The organism is Siphonobacter sp. BAB-5385 (assembly GCF_002261125.1).
Taxonomy (GTDB): domain Bacteria; phylum Bacteroidota; class Bacteroidia; order Cytophagales; family Spirosomataceae; genus Siphonobacter.
This window is the reverse complement of record NZ_NMPS01000150.1, coordinates 1-17,991: the sequence shown is the minus strand read 5'-3', so window position 1 is coordinate 17,991 and position 17,991 is coordinate 1. Positions and strand designations below refer to the sequence as shown.

Here is a 17,991-nt window from a genome sequence, read left to right as displayed (position 1 = left end):
CACGTTCCCGTCAGGTCCAGTTGAAGTTTTTCGACTGAACGGGCTGTACACTCAGCATCACTTCAACCCCTCGGTTTTGTACTTTGCCACTATTGATGAAGGCCGAACTATAACCCGTCGTAATGTCCATCGGTACGGTTAGTACCTGATTGACCGTTGTATTCGAGTAAAAGTTCACATCGGCATTGACGCGTTTTTTGAACAGATACACGTTCAGTCCCGCTTCCCAGGAAGTGGAAATCTCGGGCTTCAGCGTCCCGTTGTACAGGATGGAGGGCGAATTTGCCGAGCCTGGGAAAGGCGACTTGTCGTAGTACTTGGCAATGCGGTAAGGCTCGGTATCGGTCCCCACCTGAGCCCAGGAAAGCCGGGCTTTGGCAAAGGAAATCACCGTGGGTAAGGGCATGAGTTCGCTCAGTACGTAGCTCGTACTGACCGAGGGATAAAAGTACGAGTTGTTGCCAGCGGGCAGCGTCGAGGACCAGTCGTTACGACCCGTAATATCCACGAAGATCTTGTTCTGCCAGTCCAGATTGATCAATCCGTATACGCTATTGATTTTCCGTTGAATCAGCGTGTTATCCGCAATGGGCTGTTCCAGGGCGTTCGAAAGTTTATAGACGCCGGGTAACAGCAGTCCGCGAGCGACGGCATTATTCTGCTTGACGTCACTGCTCATGCGGTTACCCCCTACGGAGGCGGTCAGGTCAATCGTTCGGGTCAGTTTGCTTTTGTAAGTAGCCAGAAAGTCGGTGTTTGATTCCAAAAATGCTACGTCCTGCTGTTTATAGTAACCCTGCGGGAAGTTGGAGGTATTCCAGGGACGGCGTTGTTCGCGACGATCCTGCCGACTATTCAGACCCGAACGAATCATGAATTCCCACTTCGGAGACAGCGTATACGTCGCCTGAATGTTCCCGATGATGTTCGTACTGTTCAAACTGTTCGTCATCTCGTACGCAATCAGGTACGGGTTTTCGATGAAAGAACTAAAAGGGTGAATCTGCTGAATCTGATCCTGCCCTTTTTTCCAGCGGGGTTCGTACCAGGCCAGATCGACGTTCGGATTCTGGAAAATCATGAAGTACGAAATCGACTGGTTATTGTAACCCGTACCCGGCAGGTTATCGCTGGTTTTGCTGGTGTAGCTCAGTTTCGTATTCAGCTTAAGCCGTTTGGAAAGCGAAACGCTGGAGTTAAGCGAAGCGACCAGCCGGTCAAAACCCGTATTGGGCATGATCCACTCGTTGTTAGTATAGGTTAGCGATGCCCGGGCTGAGTAATTCTCCCCGCCCCCTTCCACGGCAACGTTGTTAGTGAAAGTATGACCCGTACGCCAGAAACCTTTGATGTTGTCTTTATACGGACGCCAGGGCCGACGTTCGGGTGACTGGCCTTCCACCACCGGATCGTACTGAAAATATTCCTGGCCATCAAATTTCGGGCCGAAGGCACTTGACGTGGAGCCCGTATTCGATCCATCCGGCGACAGACCGTACGAGTAATACTTTGCACCGCTTCCCTGTCCGTACTCATATTGGTATTCCGGCCAGCGGAGTACATCATTGACACTGAAATTGGAATTGACGGTTACGCCTACCCCTTTGCCCTTCCGCTTGCCCGATTTCGTGGTGATGATCAAGGCACCATTCCCGGCCCGGCTCCCGTACAGGGCCGTAGCGGCGGCTCCTTTCAGTACGGTAACACTCTCGATGTCATCGGGATTGATGTCGCCCAAACCATTCCCGAAGTCAATGGGGATGTCTTTATCCGCTCCACTGGCACCTGCTCCGTACGCCTGATCGACGCCGGAACTTACCTTCCCATTGATCATCGGTACGCCATCAATGACAACCAGAGCTTCGTTTTTATTAGGATCCAGCGAACGGTCGCCCCGAAGGTTGATCCGGGCTGAATTTAAAGGTCCGGAACCCGATTGGAGAATGTTCAGACCCGCCACTTTTCCTTTCAAGGCGTCCGACCAGTTATTGGGCATGGCCTGCGTCAGCTGGTCTTCTTTAATCGTAGAAACACTGTAACCCAGGGCTTTTTCTTCGCGTTTGATACCCAGGGCCGTTACGACTACTTCATTTAAATCCTTCTGCCCATTTTCTAAGTAGACGGTCAGGTTCGCATCATTTTTCTCCGCTTTGAACTGGTGGGGTTGATAGCCGATAAAAGTAAAACCGATGGTACTGCCCGCCTCTACCTGCAACTGAAACTTACCCTGAGCATTCGTCAGGTCAACAGCCTTGTTATTCACCGAAATGGCAACGCCCGGCAGCGGCTCATTGCTGGTGCGATCAATGACGGAACCTTTCAGGGTAAGCGGAGTACTTTGGGCCTGGACCTGTGAGCCCCAGCCCAGCAACACGGCATACAGACCCGCCAACATTCCAAAACGCTTCAACAGCACCGGGAACAATGAGGTAGCGGGGCTTACGGAGCCGTAAGCTTTCTTTTCATTCATCTTTCTTCAGAGTAGTGATTTTGGAAAAACAGCCGCAAGTTTAGACCTTCAAGGTTATCTGGTCATTACGTCAATGTTACCAAATCAAGAAGCACCCGACCCCTGACGATCAGTACACTGAAAAGAAAATGTTAAGTAGATAGATGAAAATAACCGCTGTAGAATCACTTCCAATAAAGGGAATGACTCTACAGCGGTTAGCACTTTTATCTAGGAAACAGGGTACTAAATTACCCTAAATTTGACCCCTTACCCATCCGTATTTAAAAGAATGTGCGGTGACGTTCATCCCTATAGGTAACTCAGCGACAATCCCTTGACTCATTTCTATCCTGACGCTTGGTTACGGAAGTTGAATCAGATAGTTTACCTCTTCGCCCCGGCTTAAAATCTGCTCATTAAAACGGGCTTCGCTGAGGTTCATCCAAGTATTACATTGGGTAGTATTTTTTTTACTGGTAAGCTGAAGCCGACCCAATGATTCCGTCCCAAAGGTGACCGTATACAGACGGGTTTGCGGTTTTGGATTTTCAATTAAAGCATAGGAAGATTCAAAAACGACGCCGTACGGTTTCGACGCAATGACTTTGAAGTCTTCGGGGGCAACCGTCTGTTCCATCCCCGAAGCATCTTTATACGTCAAGCGTACTTGCATTGCCCGGATGCTATCTAAAGCAGCTGATCCTTGTTTGTTTACAAACGCAAATTGATACGTGGGAGGCGGCGACATACAGGCCCTCTGTTCACAAGAATAGAAAGCCGTCAAAGAAGCGAGACCTAACAGGGAAAGAACTTTCATGCGGATACGAAAAATAGGTGATGAGGCTTTGTTGGGCACGCATTAAACAACCTACGCAAGAAAGGTCTTTTGCTTAGAAAATCCTCGGTTGTTCTGCTTTTTTCCGGGCAAAGGCTACATCCAGCAATCGCTGACTTGCAGTAATGGCCTGAGCGTAGGGCTCGTACAGAACGCGGCGGGGCGATTGCCCCGGCAGGAGTTCAGCATCCCACAATCCCGACCGATGCCAGTGGTCCAGATGATCCCAGTCCGGACGATCAATGATGGGGTACAAACACAGTCCCCACAGGGGAATACCCTGCTCGATTGCCGCGGCACATTCCTCGGCCACAAAACGAATCCAGTGCGGTCGGTGTTCCCCCGGATGGCTCGTCTCACTCAGTACGATCGGTTTTCCGTACCGTTCAAAAGCTTCGTGGAACAAACTGCGTAAGGGCCGCCAGCGAGGATCGTTCCCTTCATTTCCCCAGGGAAGAAATGTATTACCACTGCCCTCGTTCACGACCCATTGATTGTTGTAATAATAGTTAAGTCCCTGAATGTCCAGATAGTCTGGCGAGCCGCCCAACTCCGGGCAGGTCCGTCCCGTCAATATATCCATGGCCTGAAACTGAGCGTGATGAGCCAGGGCTGCCTTCCGCTGCTGTTCGTAGGTAGCGTTTAGGGGCGGCACCATATTCACCAGCGGTTCCGTGGACATGATTTTGACGTGAGCGTCCATTTCACGAATGGCGGCCACGCCTTCAATGTAGGCCCGCATCAGGTGATACTTCACATCCCAGCCCTGTTTGACGCAGTAAGGAGAAGTGCCCCGGGCATCCCCGCCCAGCCAGGAAATGAAACTTACCTCGTTGATCGGCGTGATAATCAGGGTGCCATCCGGATCAATGGTTCGGTAAAAGTCAACGAAAGCCCGGCACAACGCCGCAAACCGTCGGGCAAAGAGCGGATGCAGGGGCGTTAGATCGTCCGGATAACCAAAATGGCACAGATCCCACACCTGCTGAATACCCTGCTGGCGGCCTTTCTCAATCATCTGACGAACCACCGTCCAGTCATACTGATAGGGTTGTTTTTCAACGGAACTCCAGCGAATCCCTTCGCGTACCGTACGAATTTGATAGGGCTGTAATTGTTTATAATCTTCATCCAACTGATCCAAATGGCCGGAAATCGTTAACAGATCAACCCGATTTCCGAAGCAATTGAGTTGATCTGAACATTCATAACCAGCCATCCAGAACGATTGAAAAGGATTTTCGAACCCAAGTGGCGTTGCGTGTAGGAGATTCATAGTCATTGAAAGGTGAACGAAAACTACATTCTTTGAAAAAATAGTGCCTGTTTAGTAAAGGCTGGGTTGGGGACTTCCCGAAAAATCATTGTCCAGGCCTCAAAATTATCGCTACTTTACTGCCCTAAATGCTCGCTATGGAAGAAATCATTCAGGCCTATCTTACGGCCTATAATGCCAAAGACGTACCGGCTATGCTGGCTTTGCTCGATGAGGCCATCTTTTTTGAGAACGTTTCGAACGCCTCAGGGATTACGGCTACACAGTCCAAGTCCGAATTTGAAACGCTGGCTCTTCAATCGCTTCACTTTTTCAGCGAACGCCGACAATCGGTACGCTTTCAGGTGCTGAGTAATACGGCAGCGGCGGTAGAAATCGACTACCACGCGACGCTGGCCCAGGATTTGCCCAATGGCCTGAAAGCGGGTGAAACCTTACAGCTGCGGGGTGTCAGCATTTTTGAAGTTAGCCAAGGCAAGATTACCCGAATTAGCGACTATAGTTAGACGTCTCAATAACCGCTGTATTTATAAGTTACTCACGCACAATTAACCGATAGTTAACGTACACGATAGCCCATTATTCCGTAGCTTTGATTCCATTACTGGTTGAACCCTCTTGATCTATGTATTGGTATTATTTGCTTTGTATGACCTGGGCTTTGCTTGTGGGAAGTTTTTCTGCATCCCAGAGCCAGCCCTCTTCTCCCGTTCGTAACTCCCGTAAAATTGTACTGATTGCGGGAGAGAAAAGTCACCCGCCGGGTACGCACGAATACGTAAAAACCGTACGTCTGCTCAAAACCATGCTGGACCATTGTCAGGTACCGGGCCTTCGCACGGAGGTACACCTGCACGGCTGGCCCGAACAGGAACAGACGCTCGACGACGCCGACCTGATCTTTTTCGTATCGGACGGACGGGATGGCAATTTATTTTCGGATGTCCCTTTCATGACTCCCGAACGTATTCAGGTCATGGAGAAGCAGATGAAGCGGGGCTGTAGTCTGGCTTTATTACATTTCTCTAACTTTGCTTCGTATGCCTATGGTCAGAAACTGCTGGAGTGGACGGGCGGTTACTATGACTGGGAAGACGCGACGGGAAAGTACCGAACCTATTCCGCCCTCAAAATCCTGGAAGCGGACGTTCGCCTGCCTTCGCCCGAGCACCCCATCAGCCGGGGTGTGAAGCCCTTTCGTATCAACGATGAGTTTTATTACAACCTGCGTTTCCGGGAAAATGACGCACGTTTGACGCCCCTTATGGAAGTACCTGCCCTACAGGGACGGCCTGAGCAGGGGAATCTGGTTGCCTGGGCTTTGCAGCGGGTTGACGGGGGCCGCGGTTTCTGTGCCACTTTCAATCACTTTTATACGAACTGGGAAAATCCGGATTACCGTAAACTGCTCCTGAATGGACTCGTTTGGGCCGCCGGAGCAGAAGTACCCGCGACTGGCGTGGATGCGAGCTTTTATACTGATGCTCAGGTTACGGAGCTTACGTACCACCGATCGAAAAAAGCCCTTCTCTTTCACGATAAAAAAACAAAATCCTCCTTACAGCAGACGCTCGAAAAAGATCCGGAACTTCTGGTAGATGTTTGTACGGACCTCAATGATCTCTCGACCTACGACCTCAGCGACTACGGATTTCTGGCTTTTGATCGCCCCGATACCAATGGCATCCACCGTACTTCCAAGGCAGCTCTGGAACAGTACGTTCAAAAGGGTGGCGGCTTGCTGGCCTTAGCCTTTCGGGCCAAAACCGATACCACGGTTCGCTCGGGCTGGGCAGCGTATTCGCAATTGTTTCGTCGGGAAAAGATAACGGATTTTCGGGTGGATGAACGCGTAAAACAGGAGTCACATCCCCTTACTAAAGGACTTCCCTCCTTTCGGAGCAAGGCAGCTTTTCAGTTAAAAGGGACGGAACCGATTGAGGTGATCGTACGAAGCAAGTCTACGCCCCTGGCCTGGGTCTATACATTCGGGCAAGGGCGAGTTTTTCAAACGGTACTCGATCCAGAAACCAGCCCCAAAGAGTTGTGGCAAAGGGCCGCGAACTGGGTTTCGAAAAAGCAGTAACCTGGGCTGGGTTGGTTCAGGAGGCTTGGTTAGGACGTAGAATTTTGTGCTTTACCCTTTCCAAGATTCCCGAAAAATGATGACCTTTCCGGCCCATGCCTCTTTGGATTAAGACGGATTCTAATCTGTTTTGAACACTAAACAATTGCTGCTTTTTCGAGTCTTTATCAACAGTTCACCTTTTTAAATTACTCCTTATGAAAACTAGCATTGGCATCTCAGAAGAAAACCGGGCTGTAGTAGCCCATGAATTAGCTAAAATTCTGGCAGACGAATTCCTGGTCTATACCAAAACCCTTAATGCTCACTGGAACCTGGAAGGGATGGACTTCCACTCGGTTCACCTGTATTTCGAAGAATTGTACAAAGATTCCGCGGAGATCGTCGATTCACTGGCAGAACGTATTCGTCAACTCGGCCACTACGCTCCCGGTACGATGAAGGAATTCCTGCAACTGACGCACCTGACCGAAGCCGACGGTGGCGGAAACGACAGCCGCAGCTGGATTCACAAGCTGCTGGGCGACCACGAAAGCATCATCGAATTTCTGCGGGGTAATGTCGACGATTTCGCCGATGCCCATAAAGACGCCGGTACGAGCGATTTCATTACCGGCCTGATGGAAAAACACGAAAAATTGCCTGGATGCTTCGGGCTCACCTGAAGTAAGTTTCACTCCTAAAAAAGAGCCGTGGAATCAATTTCCACGGCTCTTTTCGTTAACGGCCCCCGGTTACCGGAAACTGGGCGATTCGCAGGCGGGTACAACCGTAGGGAATTAAAATGATTTCCTCCTCGGGTCCGTACTCCAGATTGTACGTTACGCTGTACGGAATGGGACCGGTCATGTCATTGTACAAGCCCCAGGAAGGAATACGACGGCCTTTGGTCCGAATCCGGATCGGAGCATTTTCAGTAGTCCAGGGGGAATTGGATACCTTCCCGGTTTTCTCCACGGTATATCGCTCGGCTAGTTTGGCGTCCGAACTGACGATCAGACTGTAATTCCAGGGTGTAGTCGGACGAACTTCTTCGTAGCTATCGCCGTAGTCAATGGGATCTTTCGTATTACTAACCTTTTTCACCGTTTCGCCAAGGGGCAGGGCGTACGTCAGCGGGCCCCGTTCGATGGAGTGGGAGTTTTCGTACCAGCTGCTTTGTCTGAGTGGCATCGGGAGTTGTACTTCGACGACATCCCCGGATTTCCAGGTACGATTGATCACTGTCACGGCATTGCCCGTTACTTCTTTATAGGGTTTTCCGTTGATGGTCAGACTCGCTTTCGGACACCATTCGGGAATCCGCAGGTGCAGGGGAAACGTAACACTACGGGCCTCGGTCGTCAGTGTGAAACGAATCGTTTCTTCAAACGGATAGCCCGTTTCTTCCCTGAAGGTCACGGGCACATTTTTTCCAACCACCGTTTTGACTTCGCTCGGAGCATACACTAAAGCCGCCAACCCCTGATCGGATGTTTTGTACCACAGGTTTTGGGTAAACTTGGGCCAGCCCTGGTGCATATTCGACGTACAGCAGGGATAGCCCGTCAGCAATCCGAAACACACATCCGTACCGCCGTGGTTTACGTCGAAGTTGCGGGTGTGCCGCGTCAACATCACCTGATTGGCCTGCTGGAAGTACTGCCGACTCATAAAATCGTCCGAAATCTGGGTAGGCAAGGCATTAAAGGCAATCTTTTCGAGCTGATCGGCCCAGGCTACTTTGCCCGTAATTTCCAGCATGCTTTCCAGCGAAAACATCATCTCCACGGCCGAACACAGCTCGGAGCCCTGCGTCGGGTTATTACCGTGCAGGGCCTCGTCTCCGCCGTACAGGCCATGAGCCATGCCATTGTATTTTCGAATATCCGCCAGTCCGCGATCCACCGCCTGTATATATTCTGCTTTCGGATGGTGCTGATACTGAATCACCGGCGTTTTCAAACCCTGAGCCAGGTTTACGCAGTGAATACTGCCGGGCTGACTCAGCATGTCCGTTTGCAGGAACGCGTTGGTATAGTCAAAGGTCTGTTTGTGAATCAGGTCGCCGAGTTGCAGTAAAAAAGCATCGCCCGTAATTCGGTGCAGCCAGTACACCAGCATCAGATTATCACCGCCCCGGTAATGGGCCCAGAAGGTCCAGTGATCCAGCGGCGTTTTGGGTAATTCCTTGAGTTGGTACTTAAAATAATTGGTCATCAGACGAATCACCCGTTGATCCCCCGTGGCGGAATAATACTGTTTTAAAATCTTCAGCGTGACCATTTTAGGCCACCAATCCCGGCTATTATCCCGTTGCAAGCCAGCTTCCGGCCCGTAATCGCGGGAAGGGCCAAAGTAGCCGTCCGGTTGCTGGCTGTTCAACGCCCATTCAACCCAGGGTTTGGTTTTGGCAATCAGTTCGGCATCGTTTAGCAGGTACGCCAGCGGTAGTAGTCCGTCTACCCAGTACGGTCCCCGCTCCCACTGATCCCCGTCGCCACCCAGCCAGCCATTTCGCGGACCCATTACGGAAGGGTACAGCACATCAAGTTTACCCGTGGCACCTTCTTTCTGGCGTATGAGCCTTTCCCGTAACCAGCCCTCGGGCCGAATCGCTCCCAAGGGCAATTCCTGGTACGGGTTCGGACGAAGCGAGGCAGCCGGTTGGTTCGATTGCCCGCTAGCGAACAAGGTCCATCCACAAAGGATTACAGCAAGCGTTTTTTTCATACGTGAACTTAATTTCAATAGGTTTAGTAAATGCCGCGGAAAGATAGGTCCCAATTACTCAAACCCGGAAGTACCCACCTGTTTTTAGGCATTTTCTACTTACGAAATCCTTTACCAACGCAAAAAGCCCGGATGAACCGGGCCTTTTCCATCACTTACACTCGTCTGCTTTTACTGATACTGATAGCTCAATGTCACGGCAGGCAGCGGATGGGTTGTGCTGAGTTGCTGCGTTTTTTGCAGCGGATACCCCTGAGCATCATAAGTATACGCGTAGGTTTCGACGTTTAACAGCGATTCGTCCCGGGCATCCCGCACCGTCACTTTTCCGGGGTTATTCACCTGGGTAGCCGTTGCTTCCACGAAGGGATACGAAACCTGGGGCAGATGGGGGTTTTTCTTCGTGTCGTAGTGCTCGTAGTACACATTCTGCCAGGGTGTAAACGTGGGATCATTTACATTTTTCCGGAACGAGAGTACACGTTGCACATTCCGCTGCCCCTCGTATTCGTAGCGGTGCTTAATAAAACTTTGTACGGCTGCCGTTTCGGTATCGTGAATCTGATCGAGTAATTCGACCAGTTGTCCTTCCCCATTGAACAGATAGAAATGCGTAACCACCAGCCGACCTTTGTGGTCGTATTCTTCCGTTTTATCGAGCTGCTTGCCTTCGTAAAAAAACGTTACATAAGGCTTCCCATCGTATAAAATCTGGGACATTCGTTTTTCTGTATCGTAAGTAAAAGTTGTTGTCGAAGCTACCGTCAACGAATCGTTGTACCGCCAGCGTACATTCGATCTTTGCAGTAAGCCCTGGTCGTTATACTGATAACTTTGCTGATTCTGCTCGCCCGACGTAATTTTTACCAACCGATGGCTTTCAGAGCCTGCGGGTGGATCTACCGGGCGGGTCGGCTCTGGGTCGGACTTGGCACAGGCCGTTACTCCTACAATAACACTCAACCAACTAAAGAACAGGTATTTTTTCATGACTTGTATTCGTCAGGACAGGGATTGATACTCTCGCCTGCCGCTCAGTTAAATAACAAAGACCAAACTTTTTTTTCGTCCACCAAATCGGATGGTCTGTCGTTGCCCCGCTATTTCGGTAGTCCAGTCCACGAGCAAACTTCGGGTGCTGGGTTCTCCCGAAAAGTGAAACAAGTTTTGTTCATTATCCGAAAGAAAAATAGTGGTTCCGGAATGGGCCAGGCGTTGAATAATGAAGGACTTGAACTCGGGGCTGCTTACCTCCACGGTTGTTGCCGTCAGGGGTTTCAGCGTAATTTCGATTTCTGCATACGAGGTAAGGCCCCCCTGGGATGCCTGTACTGAACCGGGTCCGACAAATGTTCCCTCCAGTACCCGCGTGGGCAGGGTGGGCTGACAGGCCATCATCGTGAGTACCAGCAGGTACCCGAAGAGCATTCGTTTCATGGTTTTTGAGCAGAACGTTTGGCAGCGGTACACCCGGAGCAGACTTGGCTCAGGTACGCTAAAACGGACGTACGGGATTACATCGGCTGGTACTCCCGGCGGCATCGCAAGCCCGTACGACTCGTCTTATTCATCATTGTTTTCATGGAAATAAAAAGAAGGTTGAACGTACGCTACACTTTCTCATCGGGATTCTCTGAAAATGCACTACCGCTAAAAAGTATACGCTAAATCCGTTACTCTTTGACCAGATAAAATTCGCCGCTAAAGGATACACTTTCCGTCGAGCAATCCTCCGTATCCGGCACCAGCAGATTTCCCGTAAAGGTGCCTTTGGCCAGTTTGCCCGCTTCGAAGGCTTCGACTACTACTTTCCCCTGCGTCGAATAGTAACCAGACGTGGTGGGACAAATTAAGGCTTTGTAATTGGTATAGGAACCCTTCGACTGCTGGTATTCAACCATGCTGATGTTGTGGTAATTATTCACGTCCTGCCGGTACGGAAAGGTTCCGGTTTCCCGGGCAAACACACCAATTGACAGGTAGTCACCGTGGTTACGTCCGGCCGTCATTGACCACCCTTCAATGGTGCCGGTACCCCCGCCTCCCATCAGGGACATCGTCACGTCCTTATAGGTTTTCGTGTGACCGTTAAAATTTACTTTGATGTAACTCTTTCCATGCGTCGAACCGGAGTCATCCGGCGATATGCCCGAATTTTTCTGGCAGGAAAAGGACAGTAATGTCAACAAAAAGGTAATCAGATTCATGCGTTTCATGGCTAAACAAGGGGATAATAACGGTTGATGGGTACGATAAAATTGACACGGGCGAATTCCGAAACGTATAGACGGTGTGTTCGAATTGCTAAATACCGGGGATGAACGCACCGAAAAACCGGTTGAACTGGTGCTTTCTTTTCCTGGTTTAAACCGCTCCAGACCCCGTCCCTACTCCAATTGGACCTTGCAAAATTGGTGGAAAAACGGACCGCCGTCAATCGCATGAAAATGTGAAATACCAAAATAGATCTCTTTGAAGTAGCTGACTACCACCGACTTCTACGGGTTTTCGACGCCTGACACAAGGGTTACTGTCTCTCATTCGGTCTGGATTGCGAGTACGGTCCGGGTTTGCTCCGATGCCCTAGCCCGCCCCCAATACGATTCACATGTTTATGCGATCCGGCAAATTTGTCTTTGGTTGAATTTCGGTCAATCTTTGTCCCCATACGTTTTCACTCACATGCGAAAAAGGCTGGAGCTTCTGCTTTTCTTTTTCTGGTTTATTTCCGGTTTCCGCGTGCTGGCTCAAACCAGCCCGATTGCTTTTACCCGCTTTACGACGCAACACGGCTTATCGAGCAATGTCATCACCTCCCTGGCCAAAGATCGGCGGGGCTTTTTATGGATCGGTACCATCAATGGCCTCAACCGATTCGATGGCCTGACCTTTAAAGTTTTCAAGAGTACCGGAGCGGCCTCTGGCTTACCTAGTAACTACGTCAATCTGAATGGCTTAACGACCGATTCGCAGGGCTATCTCTGGATTTCGACAACCCGGGGATTACTTCGCTTTGATCCCTGGAGCGAAACGGGGGTATGCATCCCCCTCCCCCAAAACCAGGATCAACAAGGCGATAATGATTTTACATCCCCCGTTTTTTTCGACCGGGAAGGCTGGGGCTGGTTCACGACCTACGATAAACTATACCGCATTCATCCGCGTACGCTGGAAAAAAAAGCATTCGATCTGCCCTTCACCATTCCGAGTTACTATCCCGAACCTTTTCTGGATTCGAAGGGCCGCCTGTGGTTGAGCCTGTTTCGGGTGCTGTACCGGTTTGATCGAAAAAAAAGGCAGTTTCAGTACGTGCAGGGACACGACCCGTTTCATCCGAATGAGGTCCCGTTCCATTCCCAGCGAATGCTGGAAACGCAATCAGGAGACCTTTACACGTTTTCGCACCCACTGTCCTTCCGACTGGGCCTTTGTCGCTATGATGCAGTCCAACAACGATTCATTCTGCATCCTACACCAGCCGTGAACGTATCGACCATGACCGAGGAATTCGAAAAAAACGGCTCCTCTATCCTTTGGCTGGGAAGTTTCGACCGGATCTTCAGTTATCAACCCAGGACGCAGGAGTTAACCCCTTTCAAGAACGTTCCCGAAGACCCGGCCAGTTACCCCGGCGGTCGAACCAATATTTTCCTGAAAGATACGGCTACCCATATTATCTGGCTGGGAACAACTCAGGGCCTGGCGGCCAAAGATCCCAACGCCCAGAAATTATACCGACGAATTATTGAGAGTCGGGACGATAGTCGCTTGCCCATGATCCAGACCGTCCGGCAGGATATTGTTCACGATGATATTTATTGGGCCCTCACCCAGCAATCCGGACTGATTCGCTGGGATCGTCGGCAGAATACGCTGGAAAGGCTCACCGCCCCTCAGCCTACGGTTGGGGCGTATGGCTTCATTCAGGACCGTTCGGGTAAGCTTTGGGTAGGTTCCAAGGATGGGGTGAGCACCTACGAGCCCCGTAGCCAACAGTGGGAAACGATTAAAATAACCCCGTTCCAGGGTTCTAATTACCCCAAGGTCAACACCCACATGCCCGTATTGTGTCAGGACGCCAGCGGAAAAATCTGGATTGGCTCGCTGATCAATGGCTTGTTCTGGTACGATCCGGCCAGCCATCAACTGAAACGTTGGCCCCATCCCTTGAACGGCCAGCCTAACTTTACGATCAACCGTATTCAGGAAGATGCTCAACGACGACTTTGGCTACTAACGAATCGGGGTATTCTGCGGCTGGATGCGGAACGAAAAAATTTCGAATGGCTCACCTTTCGGGGACTGCCGTCGGGTATTTCGCCCACGGATGAATTACACAGTACCTTTTATCTGGATCGAAACGGAAACTGGTGGCACTCGGGCATTGGTTTTCTAATCAAGGCCGATTACGACGGGAAAGTCCTGCAAACGTACACCTTGAAAAACGGACTTACGTCCGACCATATTTTTGGTATTTGTGAAGACCAGCGGGGCCATCTGTGGCTGCATACGGACGAACGCCTGCACGAACTTGACCCGACTAAAAACCCGGACAGGCGGGCTTGTTTCAGTATTACAGTCAGTCGAGTGACGGCTTAATGGGCAGTGATGGCATTTTGTCCGGCAATTTATTTGATCCCATTACCCGCAATCGCTTGGGTGAACTGTTCATCAGTGCTTCCGAAGGATTCAATTATTTCAAACCCGGAGATCTGCGAAAAAATACGCTGATTCCGCCCGTATGGCTTACGGAAATTCGAATCAACAATCAGGTTCAGCCGCTAGACACTACCCAGCAGATTACGCTCCATCCCGGCGACAATACGCTGACGGTTTCCTTCACCGCTTTGAATTTCAGTCAGTCCCGAAAAAATCAGTACGCGTATCGGTTACTGGGTTTTGATAAGGACTGGGTAGTCACGTCGGCCCGAACCGCTACGTATACCAATCTGGCTCCCGGCGATTACGAACTCTGGGTCCGGGCATCTAATAACGATGGCGTCTGGAACAAACGGGGCACCCGCCTGCGGATTCACGTCATTCCGGCGTATTACCAGACCTTTTGGTTTAAGGCCCTGATTGGCTTGCTCGTCCTCGGCCTTTTGTACGGCATTTATCGCTACCGAATGGCCCAGCAACAGCATCTCGCTCTCATTCGCGACCGCATTGCCACGGATTTACACGATGACATTGGCTCAACGCTGAGTAGCATTCGCATTTTCAGTGAAGTGGTACAGGGGCAAATTGCCGACGTTCGGCCCGACTCCGTTCCCCTGCTCAAACGCATCAGCGACAATGCCAGTACGCTGGCCGAATCCATGCAGGACATTATCTGGACCATCAAATCCAATCAGGATGGACTCGACGACCTGGTGAGCCGGATGCGGGAGTTTGCCCTTCGCCTGACCGAAGCCCGGGGAATCGTCCTCAATATGACCGTCGGTGAACCCTTTCCCATCCTTCGGCTCAGCGTCGAACAACGTCGCAATCTGTATTTGATTTTCAAGGAAAGTATTAACAATGCCGTCAAGTATTCCGCCTGTAGCCGCATCGACGTGCGGTTGAGCGTGGAGGGCCGCGTATTACACCTTCAGATTTAGGACAATGGGGTCGGGTTTGATCGGGACCGTACCCGCTCTGGCAATGGGCTGCCCAACCTGCACGCCCGGGCCCGCGACATTCGGGGTACGATTGTGCTGCGTACCGCACCGGGTCAGGGCACTTCGATCACGTTAACCGCAACGATACGTTGAGATCATATGAGCGAAATTGGAATTGTTTATTACGAAGATAACCGCGAACTCCGCGAAGGTTTGTCCTTTTTGATCCAGGCTACGCCGGGCTTACAACTGCTGGGGGCTTTCGCCAACTGCCACAGCCTTACCCCGGAAATTCAAAGCCTGCAACCCCAGGTGGTACTCATGGACATTGACCTGCCGGGTCTGAGTGGCATCGATGCCGTACCGCTGGTGAAAGCTGTTTCCCCGCAAAGTCAGGTGTTGATGTTAACGGTTTTTGACGATGAGGACAAAATTTTTCGGGCGATTCGCAATGGAGCCAGCGGCTACCTGCTCAAACATACCTCGCCTTCAGAGCTGATTGCGGCCATTTTTGATTTGCACCGGGGCGGATCACCCATGACGGCCAGCGTGGCCCGCAAAGTGCTGGTCCACTTCCAGCAACCGCAGAGTACTCCTTCGGAAGGAACGCTGCTATCGCCCCGCGAACTCGACATCATTAAAGGCCTGGTAGCCGGATACAGCTACAAGCTGCTCGCCGATCACCTGCACATCAGCATTGATACCGTTCGCTCGCATATTCGTAGTATTTACGACAAACTTCAGGTGAACTCCAAGACAGAAGCGGTACTTAAAGCCATGCGGGAAGGACTCGTATAGGGGCTGTACCAGCTTGTATATGGGCATGGGCTACCTCAAAAAGAGGCACATACGGAACGCAACAAGGCGTATCTGTCAATCACTGAACACTATATACTGAATGGATTGTACTACGTATACTGGGTGGAACGGTTGTTTTCATAAGCTTTGACGTATAACCAATTTCACGTTAAACTTTTAACTTTCTACCAGTATGGCAAATGAATTCAATCCCGAACACAAAGAAGGGAAAGTAGCTACCGCTATCGAAGAACAAACGGCAAAATTGCCCTCTGACGTATTTTTGTGGGCTGCCCTGGCGTCTATGGGCGTTTCAGCAACGCTTAAAATCCTGGGTGAGCGTAACACAGCATTATTCGTAGGCCAATGGGCCGCACCATTCCTTCTCCTGGGAATTTACAATAAACTGGTGAAACTGGAAGGTCACGATTAATTCCTTCCTGGTCAACCACAAAAGCCGTTTTTAGCCATGCTAAGAACGGCTTTTCATTTTTTATTTTGGTAAATACAGAGTCTTGTATCGTCGCACCCGATAGGCCCCAACCGTAACTGTCGCCAGCGAATAGGCTCGATGCAGTTCCTGATCCGTGCTAAAAAAAATGATTCTCATTTCAGAAAATTATCACAGGCAGGAAACTACCGTTTCTCATTGCCGATCTACGATTCTTTTCCGTAGTTGCCGCCATGCACTAACGAATCAGATTAACTGGCTCTACGGTATCGCTTCCTCCATCATTCAGGCTCCCATGCTGGGCGTAACAACGCTGGCGATGGTAGCAGGCGTTTCGAATGCGGGCGGACTGGGTTCACTTCCGGTAGGAGGCTATCGGCTGAACTAACGCAAACCCTGATCCGGCAAACGAAGGCTCTGACGAAGTGGCTATTATCAAACGATTGGTGGCAGAATCGGAAGCCGTACCAGCTTTACCCTTTTAATGTGCCTTCGTTCGCAATAAGAATAGCACAGCCAGTAAGATTAGCTGTACGACATTAACCATCAACAAAATCCGAATGAAGGGAATGTGTTCGGCATTCGTGTAGTAATACAAACCAATGGTTACCAGAAAACAGGCAAAAACGGTTACCAGGGCCATGGTACTGGGTTTATCTCGGGAAGTAAAGGCATTAATCGACCGTACAAACAGCAGTGATTGCACGAGAATAAAGCTAAACAGACTGATGACCGAACCTAACTGATGTAAGAAATTCATACTGACTTACGAGCTACTTGAAACGAAGCGTACTGGTTTATAAGTCCCAAAGTACCTCAATTGATTCCCTTTAGTTCCTTTTCTTTTAAAACAACGCCGGTCAGTTGCAGCCGAAACGCCTCCTGCAACAGGTATAGTAACTTATCTACGGCCAGTTCGATGGATAGGCCCTGGGAGCGAATGTTGGAAATACAGTTTCTTCGTTCATCCGTTAAGCCAGGCTCGGGCTGAAAGGTCAGATACAGACCCATACTGTTGAATGAACTTAAGCCCGGTCGTTCGCCAATGAGTACGACCACCGGCCTAGCCCGTAGCAATGATCCAATTTCATCGCCGATGGCTACCCGCCCCTGTTCGACCAGACAGAGCGGGGCCAGTGAATAACCCCGTTCCTCTGCTTTCGTCCAGAAACGATCCAGAAAAGGCTCCGCATTTTCCATAATAGCCGTTGCCGAAAGGCCATCCGCGATGACTACAGCTACATCGACCGGATTTGTATGCAGGCCTTTCAGCAACTGTACCGAATCTTCGTGCAGCTTACGACCCAGATCGGGCCGTTGCAGATACTGGTCCCGGTTGAGAGCCTGCGTTTTCAGGGTGTATACGGGCATGCTGTACTTCTGCCAGCGAGTCGCCAAAGCCTGCGTATCGAGGCTGGAGTATACGGCATCTTTGGCATGAGCATGAGCCAGTTTAAACGCCAGCGACTCCCGCAGGGGAATGGAAACACCGGTTTTGCCCAGGGCAATGCGAGCGTCCGTAAACGTTTTCAGCGATTCCCACTCGTCGGGAGGTATGGGGTATTTTTGAATTTCATTCATTGACTAAAAGGTTTAGTGTATATCGTAACAGTTCTGTTCTACTCTCGCCGACACGGCTGGTCTTTTAGGTCATATACATTACATGCGAGGTATCCCATACTGAAATCTACTACTAATCACTAGTATCATAGGATCACTATTTCGCCCCTTTGAGTTGGTTGGTTTTCTAGTCCGTATGCATTCCATGCGGGGCATCCCAT

At 50.5% G+C, this 17,991-nt stretch carries 17 protein-coding genes; 8 read left to right on the top strand and 9 right to left on the bottom strand.

All coding sequences use genetic code 11. The features are described from left to right. Positions 1 to 10: 10 nt before the first annotated feature. From BWI93_RS14780 to BWI93_RS14770, 3 genes are all read right to left on the bottom strand, one after another. Complete coding sequence (locus tag BWI93_RS14780) at positions 11 to 2,470, bottom strand: SusC/RagA family TonB-linked outer membrane protein (RefSeq protein WP_217902279.1); 2,460 nt, start codon at positions 2,468 to 2,470, stop codon at positions 11 to 13. 343 nt (positions 2,471 to 2,813) lie between these two features. Next, a complete protein-coding gene (locus BWI93_RS14775) occupies positions 2,814 to 3,125 on the bottom strand; it encodes a hypothetical protein (RefSeq protein ID WP_141217475.1) in 312 nt (103 codons plus the stop codon). A gap of 217 nt (positions 3,126 to 3,342) precedes the next feature. Continuing rightward, positions 3,343 to 4,563 carry an amine oxidase gene (locus tag BWI93_RS14770; protein WP_094812613.1) on the bottom strand — a complete coding sequence of 407 codons (1,221 nt, stop codon included), beginning with the start codon at positions 4,561 to 4,563 and terminating at the stop codon, positions 3,343 to 3,345. A gap of 137 nt (positions 4,564 to 4,700) precedes the next feature. Here BWI93_RS14770 and BWI93_RS14765 point away from each other — a divergent pair, with 137 nt between their 5' ends. From BWI93_RS14765 to BWI93_RS14755, 3 genes are all read left to right on the top strand, one after another. Continuing rightward, a complete protein-coding gene (locus tag BWI93_RS14765; RefSeq protein ID WP_094812611.1) occupies positions 4,701 to 5,069 on the top strand; it encodes a nuclear transport factor 2 family protein in 369 nt (122 codons plus the stop codon). A gap of 119 nt (positions 5,070 to 5,188) precedes the next feature. Next, positions 5,189 to 6,649, top strand: a complete 1,461-nt coding sequence (locus tag BWI93_RS14760) for a ThuA domain-containing protein (RefSeq protein ID WP_094812609.1) — start codon at positions 5,189 to 5,191, stop codon at positions 6,647 to 6,649. A gap of 197 nt (positions 6,650 to 6,846) precedes the next feature. Further along, positions 6,847 to 7,314 carry a Dps family protein gene (locus tag BWI93_RS14755; protein ID WP_369679160.1) on the top strand — a complete coding sequence of 156 codons (468 nt, stop codon included), beginning with the start codon at positions 6,847 to 6,849 and terminating at the stop codon, positions 7,312 to 7,314. Positions 7,315 to 7,369: 55 nt separating this feature from the next. Here BWI93_RS14755 and BWI93_RS14750 read toward each other — a convergent pair whose 3' ends face one another. From BWI93_RS14750 to BWI93_RS14735, 4 genes are all read right to left on the bottom strand, one after another. Continuing rightward, positions 7,370 to 9,361 carry a beta-L-arabinofuranosidase domain-containing protein gene (locus BWI93_RS14750; protein WP_094812607.1) on the bottom strand — a complete coding sequence of 664 codons (1,992 nt, stop codon included), beginning with the start codon at positions 9,359 to 9,361 and terminating at the stop codon, positions 7,370 to 7,372. A gap of 171 nt (positions 9,362 to 9,532) precedes the next feature. Then, positions 9,533 to 10,351, bottom strand: a complete 819-nt coding sequence (locus tag BWI93_RS14745) for a hypothetical protein (RefSeq protein ID WP_141217474.1) — start codon at positions 10,349 to 10,351, stop codon at positions 9,533 to 9,535. 48 nt (positions 10,352 to 10,399) lie between these two features. Beyond that, positions 10,400 to 10,798, bottom strand: coding sequence for a hypothetical protein (locus BWI93_RS14740; RefSeq protein ID WP_141217473.1), 399 nt, complete (start codon positions 10,796 to 10,798; stop codon positions 10,400 to 10,402). Between the two features lie 236 nt (positions 10,799 to 11,034). Beyond that, the gene (locus BWI93_RS14735) at positions 11,035 to 11,568 is read right to left on the bottom strand and encodes a hypothetical protein (RefSeq protein ID WP_176454233.1); all 534 of its coding nucleotides are present in this window, start codon (positions 11,566 to 11,568) and stop codon (positions 11,035 to 11,037) included. Positions 11,569 to 12,043: 475 nt separating this feature from the next. On the opposite strand from BWI93_RS14735, the gene BWI93_RS14730 reads away from it, so the two are divergent. The 5 genes from BWI93_RS14730 to BWI93_RS14710 all read left to right on the top strand — a co-directional run bounded on the left by BWI93_RS14730 (position 12,044) and on the right by BWI93_RS14710 (position 16,598). Then, on the top strand, positions 12,044 to 13,960 hold the full coding sequence (locus BWI93_RS14730; protein WP_094812599.1) for a two-component regulator propeller domain-containing protein: 1,917 nt from the start codon (positions 12,044 to 12,046) through the stop codon (positions 13,958 to 13,960). Further along, positions 13,924 to 14,961: a triple tyrosine motif-containing protein gene (locus BWI93_RS14725; RefSeq protein ID WP_094812597.1), complete on the top strand. Its 1,038-nt coding sequence runs from the start codon at positions 13,924 to 13,926 to the stop codon at positions 14,959 to 14,961. Before BWI93_RS14730 ends, BWI93_RS14725 begins: the two co-directional genes overlap by 37 nt. 159 nt (positions 14,962 to 15,120) lie before the next feature. Beyond that, positions 15,121 to 15,759, top strand: a complete 639-nt coding sequence (locus BWI93_RS14720) for a response regulator transcription factor (RefSeq protein WP_255157884.1) — start codon at positions 15,121 to 15,123, stop codon at positions 15,757 to 15,759. A 193-nt stretch (positions 15,760 to 15,952) separates the two neighbouring features. Beyond that, entirely contained in the window at positions 15,953 to 16,192 is a 240-nt protein-coding gene (locus BWI93_RS14715) for a hypothetical protein (RefSeq protein ID WP_094812595.1), read from the top strand. 166 nt (positions 16,193 to 16,358) lie between these two features. Further along, entirely contained in the window at positions 16,359 to 16,598 is a 240-nt protein-coding gene (locus BWI93_RS14710; protein ID WP_094812593.1) for a hypothetical protein, read from the top strand. A gap of 93 nt (positions 16,599 to 16,691) precedes the next feature. Here BWI93_RS14710 and BWI93_RS14705 read toward each other — a convergent pair whose 3' ends face one another. Next, complete coding sequence (locus BWI93_RS14705) at positions 16,692 to 16,970, bottom strand: hypothetical protein (protein WP_094812591.1); 279 nt, start codon at positions 16,968 to 16,970, stop codon at positions 16,692 to 16,694. 56 nt (positions 16,971 to 17,026) lie between these two features. Next, complete coding sequence (gene eutC / locus BWI93_RS14700; protein ID WP_094812589.1) at positions 17,027 to 17,791, bottom strand: ethanolamine ammonia-lyase subunit EutC; 765 nt, start codon at positions 17,789 to 17,791, stop codon at positions 17,027 to 17,029. Positions 17,792 to 17,991 lie beyond the last annotated feature (200 nt).

Coding starts and splice junctions, on each gene's coding strand:
- BWI93_RS14770 (WP_094812613.1), bottom strand. CDS start 4,563: ATGAATCTCCTACACGCAACGCCACTTGGGTTCGAAAATCCTTTTCAA.
- BWI93_RS14780 (WP_217902279.1), bottom strand. CDS start 2,470: ATGAATGAAAAGAAAGCTTACGGCTCCGTAAGCCCCGCTACCTCATTG.
- BWI93_RS14745 (WP_141217474.1), bottom strand. CDS start 10,351: ATGAAAAAATACCTGTTCTTTAGTTGGTTGAGTGTTATTGTAGGAGTA.
- BWI93_RS14775 (WP_141217475.1), bottom strand. CDS start 3,125: ATGCAAGTACGCTTGACGTATAAAGATGCTTCGGGGATGGAACAGACG.
- BWI93_RS14720 (WP_255157884.1), top strand. CDS start 15,121: ATGAGCGAAATTGGAATTGTTTATTACGAAGATAACCGCGAACTCCGC.
- eutC (WP_094812589.1), bottom strand. CDS start 17,791: ATGAATGAAATTCAAAAATACCCCATACCTCCCGACGAGTGGGAATCG.
- BWI93_RS14705 (WP_094812591.1), bottom strand. CDS start 16,970: ATGAATTTCTTACATCAGTTAGGTTCGGTCATCAGTCTGTTTAGCTTT.
- BWI93_RS14755 (WP_369679160.1), top strand. CDS start 6,847: ATGAAAACTAGCATTGGCATCTCAGAAGAAAACCGGGCTGTAGTAGCC.
- BWI93_RS14715 (WP_094812595.1), top strand. CDS start 15,953: ATGGCAAATGAATTCAATCCCGAACACAAAGAAGGGAAAGTAGCTACC.
- BWI93_RS14760 (WP_094812609.1), top strand. CDS start 5,189: ATGTATTGGTATTATTTGCTTTGTATGACCTGGGCTTTGCTTGTGGGA.
- BWI93_RS14735 (WP_176454233.1), bottom strand. CDS start 11,568: ATGAATCTGATTACCTTTTTGTTGACATTACTGTCCTTTTCCTGCCAG.
- BWI93_RS14710 (WP_094812593.1), top strand. CDS start 16,359: ATGATTCTCATTTCAGAAAATTATCACAGGCAGGAAACTACCGTTTCT.
- BWI93_RS14765 (WP_094812611.1), top strand. CDS start 4,701: ATGGAAGAAATCATTCAGGCCTATCTTACGGCCTATAATGCCAAAGAC.
- BWI93_RS14750 (WP_094812607.1), bottom strand. CDS start 9,361: ATGAAAAAAACGCTTGCTGTAATCCTTTGTGGATGGACCTTGTTCGCT.
- BWI93_RS14730 (WP_094812599.1), top strand. CDS start 12,044: ATGCGAAAAAGGCTGGAGCTTCTGCTTTTCTTTTTCTGGTTTATTTCC.
- BWI93_RS14740 (WP_141217473.1), bottom strand. CDS start 10,798: ATGAAACGAATGCTCTTCGGGTACCTGCTGGTACTCACGATGATGGCC.